The sequence below is a fragment of the Morganella sp. B601 genome (assembly GCF_051172335.1).
Classification (GTDB): domain Bacteria; phylum Pseudomonadota; class Gammaproteobacteria; order Enterobacterales; family Enterobacteriaceae; genus Morganella; species Morganella morganii.
The window spans coordinates 1-4,582 of record NZ_JBPIZE010000014.1; the positions used below are offsets into that span (position 1 = coordinate 1).

At 49.4% G+C, this 4,582-nt stretch carries 4 protein-coding genes, 5 tRNA genes and 2 rRNA genes; 1 reads left to right on the top strand and 10 read right to left on the bottom strand.

Features of this window, described 5'->3' with window-relative positions; all coding sequences use genetic code 11:
• The 5 genes from ACSBQN_RS19160 to ACSBQN_RS19180 form a co-directional block, all read right to left on the bottom strand.
• Positions 1-142 (bottom strand): GTP-binding protein (locus ACSBQN_RS19160; RefSeq protein WP_072161945.1); only part of this gene is annotated, 142 nt, incomplete at its 3' end.
• Between the two features lie 110 nt (positions 143-252).
• Positions 253-328 (bottom strand) — tRNA-Thr (locus ACSBQN_RS19165).
• Between the two features lie 6 nt (positions 329-334).
• A tRNA-Gly gene (locus ACSBQN_RS19170) sits at positions 335-409 on the bottom strand.
• A gap of 102 nt (positions 410-511) precedes the next feature.
• Positions 512-596 (bottom strand) — tRNA-Tyr (locus ACSBQN_RS19175).
• A 16-nt stretch (positions 597-612) separates the two neighbouring features.
• Positions 613-688 (bottom strand) — tRNA-Thr (locus tag ACSBQN_RS19180).
• A gap of 386 nt (positions 689-1,074) precedes the next feature.
• Here ACSBQN_RS19180 and coaA point away from each other — a divergent pair.
• Complete coding sequence (gene coaA, locus ACSBQN_RS19185; protein WP_004238689.1) at positions 1,075-2,019, top strand: type I pantothenate kinase; 945 nt, start codon at positions 1,075-1,077, stop codon at positions 2,017-2,019.
• A 28-nt stretch (positions 2,020-2,047) separates the two neighbouring features.
• Here coaA and birA read toward each other — a convergent pair whose 3' ends face one another.
• The 5 genes from birA to rrf (ACSBQN_RS19210) form a co-directional block, all read right to left on the bottom strand.
• Complete coding sequence (gene birA, locus ACSBQN_RS19190; protein WP_024475197.1) at positions 2,048-3,028, bottom strand: bifunctional biotin--[acetyl-CoA-carboxylase] ligase/biotin operon repressor BirA; 981 nt, start codon at positions 3,026-3,028, stop codon at positions 2,048-2,050.
• Complete coding sequence (gene murB, locus ACSBQN_RS19195) at positions 3,025-4,062, bottom strand: UDP-N-acetylmuramate dehydrogenase (RefSeq protein WP_024475198.1); 1,038 nt, start codon at positions 4,060-4,062, stop codon at positions 3,025-3,027. The genes birA and murB overlap by 4 nt, the downstream gene beginning before the upstream one ends.
• 139 nt (positions 4,063-4,201) lie before the next feature.
• Positions 4,202-4,317: ribosomal RNA gene (rrf, locus tag ACSBQN_RS19200) — 5S ribosomal RNA — on the bottom strand.
• A gap of 34 nt (positions 4,318-4,351) precedes the next feature.
• A tRNA-Thr gene (locus ACSBQN_RS19205) sits at positions 4,352-4,427 on the bottom strand.
• Positions 4,428-4,462: 35 nt separating this feature from the next.
• Positions 4,463-4,578: ribosomal RNA gene (rrf, locus tag ACSBQN_RS19210) — 5S ribosomal RNA — on the bottom strand.
• Positions 4,579-4,582: the final 4 nt, after the last annotated feature.

Consider the following 4,582-nt stretch of genomic DNA (forward strand, 5'->3'; position numbering starts at 1 on the left):
CGAATGCACGAGCGTTACCGCCGTAGGTTTTTGCCAGAACGGTGGTGATTGCAGCAGTCAGGGTAGTTTTACCGTGGTCAACGTGGCCGATAGTACCAACGTTAACGTGCGGTTTCGTACGTTCAAACTTTTCTTTAGACATTAGTTGTCCCTCTAAGACACGGAATCGGTGGTTTCACCACATCAACCAAGCAGTATTGCTTGTCTGGATATTTACAGGGAAAAAAATCAAGGAATGGAGAACAACGGAAGTGGTGCTGATAGGCAGATTCGAACTGCCGACCTCACCCTTACCAAGGGTGCGCTCTACCAACTGAGCTATATCAGCACATCTTGGAGCGGGCAGCGGGAATCGAACCCGCATCATCAGCTTGGAAGGCTGAGGTAATAGCCATTATACGATGCCCGCGTGAACTCGGCTACCTGACTTTAATCTGCTGTAACTGAATCCGGAGTATTTTACATCGAAGGAGTCTTGAGTAAAACACTCAGGATAATAATTCACATTGGATGGTGGTGGGAGAAGGATTCGAACCTTCGAAGTCTGTGACGGCAGATTTACAGTCTGCTCCCTTTGGCCGCTTGGGTATCCCACCTTTCCAAATTGTTAAATGGTGCCGGCACCAAGAGTCGAACTCGGGACCTACTGATTACAAGTCAGTTGCTCTACCAACTGAGCTATGCCGGCATCAAGTGCTGCGCATTCTATGGAGACTTTGCGCAGGATGCAACAAAAAAATCGCTGAAATTGTTCTTTTGCTCACAAAGTGGACATTCTTCCGTATTTTGCTGTTTTTTTCAATAGGTAATGTACAAATTAGCAGCGATACTTATCACTTAAACTCTCAGTAATCACGCAGATGGACTACCGTAAAAACCAATAATCCGCTTATTTTTGACTCCTTGTTTATGTCATGTGCAATGTAATTTATGTCCGCGACATCAAAAAAAATGCATTTTTTCAAAAAAATTGCTACGCCTGACTCTCATCTCTCGCTATGATGCGATTTATTTTCAGCCGGTACGGGTATTAATGACCTGTCCAACCTGCGTAATAAAGGCAGCTGTTGGTTTATGTATAAAGAAAAATCGCTCTCTCCTTATCTCCATTTCAGCCGCAGTCAGTGGGCGACCCTGCGTAACTCCGTTCCGATGACGTTGTCTGAGCAGGAAATTGACGATCTGCGCGGTATCCACGATGAAATCTCGATTGATGAAGTTATCGCGATTTATCTGCCGCTGTCCCGTCTGCTGAACTTCTATATCAGCTCAAATCTGCGCCGTCAGGCCGTACTGGAGCAGTTCCTCGGCAGAAATGAAGCGAAAGTCCCTTATGTGATTGGTATTGCCGGCAGTGTGTCAGTCGGGAAAAGTACCACCGCCCGGTTATTGCAGGCGCTCCTGAGCCGCTGGCCGGAACATCGCAAAGTGGATTTGATTACCACTGATGGTTTTCTTCATCCCAATTCTGTGCTGAATGAACGCGGTATTATGAAGAAGAAAGGATTCCCTGAATCCTATGACATGCATAATCTGGTGCGTTTCGTTTCTGAAGTAAAATCCGGTACCCCGCGGGTTCTGGCACCGGTTTATTCGCATCTGACCTATGACATTATCCCGGATAAACAGTTAGTGGTTGAGCAGCCGGATATCGTGATCCTGGAAGGCCTGAATGTGCTGCAGAGCGGGATGGATTATCCGGAAGCCATGCACCATGTGTTCGTGTCCGATTTTGTGGATTTCTCTATTTATGTTGATGCGCCGGAAGAATTACTGAAGAGCTGGTATATCGGGCGGTTCCTGAAATTCCGTCAGGGCGCATTCAGTGATCCTAATTCCTATTTCCATCACTATGCGCAGCTTGAGGAAAGTGAGGCCGTCAGTATTGCCTCAACAATCTGGGATGAGATTAACGGCCTGAATCTGCATGAAAATATTCTGCCGACCAGAGAGCGGGCCAGCCTGGTGATGACCAAAGGCACCAATCATATGGTGACCAATGTGAAACTGCGGAAATAATCAGTTTTTCTGTTAAAAACAAACCGGCTCAGGCCGGTTTGTTTTTTGAATTCACACCGCGAAGTGATATTTCTCCGCCGATATAGGGGGTAATTTCACCAAACTGGTCTAATAATAACGCCCCCTGCCCGTTTATCCCTCGGGAAACGCCAAAGACCTCACGCTCACCAATTATCAGCTTTACTTCACGATTAAGGTAATTATCAAAAGCATACCAGCGTTCAATAAACGGGGTCAGTCCGCTTTTTTCAAACAGATGCAGCGCATCTGTCAGATGTTTAATAAACTCTGCAGATAATGTATTACGGTCGATCTGAATACCGGATTGCTGCAGATTGATCCACTGCTGGCCAATCTGATCTGTACCACTGCTTTCCATGGTCAGGTTAATCCCGATCCCGATAACCACATGCGCGACATCCCCGGTTTTTCCCTGAAGTTCGACCAGGATCCCGGCCAGTTTTTTGTCATCCAGATATAAGTCATTCGGCCATTTGACTTTTACACCGGTCGCACCCAGCTCATGCAGTGTCTCTGCAAGCACAATACCGACGACCAGACTCAGCCCGATAGCCGCTGCAGGTCCCTGCTCAAGGCGCCAGTACAGAGAAAGATACAGATTGCGGCCAAACGGAGAGATCCACTGCCGCCCGCGGCGACCGCGTCCGGCATACTGGTATTCCGCCACACAAGCGTCACCGGATGTCAGTTCCCCCACTTTATCCATCATATGCTGATTGGTAGAGCCGATGACCGGCAACACCTCAACATTTCGCCCGGGCAGCAGCGTGCGGATAACATCGGGCTTTAACAGATTCATCGGTGCAAAGAGGCGGTAACCCTTACCGGTGACCGTTTCCATCTCTATACCCATCTCACGTAAGGTGCGGATGTGCTTATTAACTGCGGCCCGGGTCATTCCCAGCTGATCGCCGAGCTGTTCACCGGAATGGAACTCACCGTCGGATAAAATGCCGATCAGCGTCAGCGGTACACTGTAATCTTTCATGCAATAGCCTCTGTGGCACTGATTTCACCGTCCGTGCCGATAAAACGGACTTCCGGCTCCAGCTGAACCCCGAAACGGGCAGCAACCTGCTGACGGACATAACGGGCGAGACGGATAACATCATCACCTGTTGCATTATCACGGTTGATTAATACCAGCGCCTGATTCATATGCACCGCTGCACCGCCTTCCTGATGGCCTTTCAGCTGACACTGGTCGATAAGCCAGCCGGCAGCGAGTTTGATTCCGTCCGCCACCACATACTGCGGGCAGTCCGGATATTGTGCTTTGATTTTCTGCGCACACTCAGCAGTCACAACCGGATTTTTAAAAAAGCTGCCTGCATTGCCGGTTACAGCCGGATCCGGCAGTTTGCTCATCCGCATCTGACAGACCATATCAAATACCTGCTGAGGTGTGACAGTCGCGGGATCCAGCGATTTCAAATCACCGTAGCTCAGATTCGGTTTCCATACTTTCGGCAGTTTCAGCCCCACCGCTGTAATGGCATATCCCGGCTGATAATCATGTTTAAAAATACTGTCACGGTAGCCAAAGCGACATTCCTCTGCTGTCAGGCGCGTTGTCTGCCCGTCTGACAGAGAGGTGACATCCACATAGTCACATACGTCTTTAAATTCGGTACCGTATGCCCCTATATTCTGAATCGGTGCGGTACCGGCACAGCCCGGGATCAGCGCCAGGTTTTCCATGCCGTAAATACTGTTCGCCAGCATCCAGCGGATTAATTCATGCCAGTTTTCGCCGGCACCAACTTCGATAAACCAGGCATCCGGTGTTTCCCGGACGGTCTTGCCGGGGATCCGGTTAATGACAACGGTGCCATTGAAATCCTCAGTAAACAGTACATTACTGCCGCCCCCTAACAGCAGGAAGGGGGATTTTTCCGTTTGTGCAGCCAGCCATAAGCGGCAGAGATCAGAAATGGTCTCTGCGACATCAATATGCCGGGCACCGGCTTCGATACCAAATGTATGTAACTGGCGGAGTGAATCAGCAGGTTTGAGGGACATAATGAAAAACTCATCTGACAAATATGCTGTCTAGTTTATCAGTCCGCAGACGCGGATCCCAGCACTGCGGGAATTTGTATTTTGGCGGACTGCAAATGCAAAAAAGCCACTCAGATGAGTGGCTTTTTTTAAATATAAAACCTGGCGGTTCCCTACTCTCACATGGGGAGACCCCACACTACCATCGGCGCTACGGCGTTTCACTTCTGAGTTCGGCATGGGGTCAGGTGGGACCACCGCGCTACGGCCGCCAGGCAAATTCTTTTCAATTTCTGCCGAACTAAATTAATGGTGCTGATACCCAGATTCGAACTGGGGACCTCACCCTTACCAAGGGTGTGCTCTACCAACTGAGCCATATCAGCAAAAATCTGCGCTTTTGCACAGACTTTAAATAATAACCTGGCGGTTCCCTACTCTCACATGGGGAGACCCCACACTACCATCGGCGCTACGGCGTTTCACTTCTGAGTTCGGCATGGGGTCAGGTGGGACCACCGCGCTACGGCCGCCAGGCAAA

What these genes read in the sequence shown, in the direction of transcription:
- murB (WP_024475198.1), bottom strand. Translation starts at nt 4,062, where the DNA reads ATGTCCCTCAAACCTGCTGATTCACTCCGCCAGTTACATACATTTGGT.
- coaA (WP_004238689.1), top strand. Translation starts at nt 1,075, where the DNA reads ATGTATAAAGAAAAATCGCTCTCTCCTTATCTCCATTTCAGCCGCAGT.
- birA (WP_024475197.1), bottom strand. Translation starts at nt 3,028, where the DNA reads ATGAAAGATTACAGTGTACCGCTGACGCTGATCGGCATTTTATCCGAC.